Annotated in this window: 2 protein-coding genes; both read right to left on the bottom strand. The window is 58.6% G+C overall.

What is annotated here, in order from left to right:
* Window positions 1-250: LysR family transcriptional regulator (locus FTT91_RS14570; protein ID WP_130234736.1), on the bottom strand; the 250-nt coding region annotated here is incomplete at its 3' end.
* Between the two features lie 27 nt (window positions 251-277).
* Window positions 278-1242, bottom strand: a 965-nt coding sequence (gene floR, locus FTT91_RS14575) for a chloramphenicol/florfenicol efflux MFS transporter FloR (protein WP_180063761.1), incomplete at its 5' end; no start/stop codon positions are given.

Genomic DNA, 1242 nt, shown 5'->3' on the forward strand with positions numbered 1-1242 from the left:
CCATGAAGTGCCTGCCTGCGTCTGTTAGCCGAACGCCCCGCGCATGGCGCTCAAATAGCAGGACACCAAGGTTATCCTCCAGCGCTTTCACACGCGCGCTGACGCTCGACTGGCTGATACCAAGTGCCTTGGCCGCATGCCGAAAATTCAGATGCTCGGCGACGGCGATGAACTGAACAAGGGAAATGAGCGGTATCCTGCCAGACAGGATACCGACATTCACGAGGTTTCGATGGTTAGTGCGCCGCATCGGAGCGGGCCTGCTACCAGTCGTCGGTTAGACGACTGGCGACTTCTCGGTGGCAGCCCCACGGAGCCGAAGGAGCACCAGCCCCAACGAAACCAGTACCGCCATCGCCGTGGCGTAACAGATCACGGGCCACGCTGTGTCACCGTTTAAAAGTGCCACCGCCAATGTCCCGACAATGCTGACTATCAGGCTTTGAACGCAGAAGTAGAACGCGACCGCTGATCCCGCGATGTCGTCGAACTCTGCCAAAGCGCCGTTCGCGGTAACGGACACCGTGAAGACAATACCGACCGCGACAACCCACATCGGTAGGATGAAGGTGAGGAATGACGGCGAGCCGTAAAGTTCGCCGATCCCCAACAGGACCGCTCCGCAAACAAGCAACGCCATCCCACGCGCCACGCATCCTGCGATGCCCCATCTGGCGACAAAGGACTTCGCGAAACGGGTTGTCACGATCATTACAAGCGCGACAGTGGCGAAGGCAAAGCTGAATCCGATCTCGGAATATTCCGCTTGGCCTATGAGCACACGGGGAGCCGTCGAGAAGAAGACGAAGTAGGTGCCCATACCGGCGCTAAAGCCGACAGTGTAAACCCAAAAAGCCGGACTCGCGAAGATCGGCAAGACAGATCGGCGCGTCTTGACTTGATCCAGAGGGCGGGTTTCGTGCCACCTGAAACCCGCATTTAGGAGTGCGAGCATCGCCAGTATAGCCAAAGTAATGAATATCGCCTGCCATCCCAAGAACTCGCCGATCAATACTCCGGCGATAGGGCCGAGCGCAGGCACGAACGCCAGCATCGAACTGAAAAGGCCGTAGATGACGACACCCTCAGGACGGTTGGCATAAACGTCGCGAACCGTCGCGAACGTCGCCACCAGCATGGCCGACGCGCCCACTGCTTGAAGTAGACGGAAAGCGACAAAGGCCGGTGCAGTTGAAGACCAAGCTGCTCCCAGAGACGCAATGACGAAAGCCGTTGCGCCCG

The sequence above is a fragment of the Acinetobacter sp. YH12021 genome (assembly GCF_013420145.1).
Taxonomy (GTDB): domain Bacteria; phylum Pseudomonadota; class Gammaproteobacteria; order Pseudomonadales; family Moraxellaceae; genus Acinetobacter; species Acinetobacter towneri.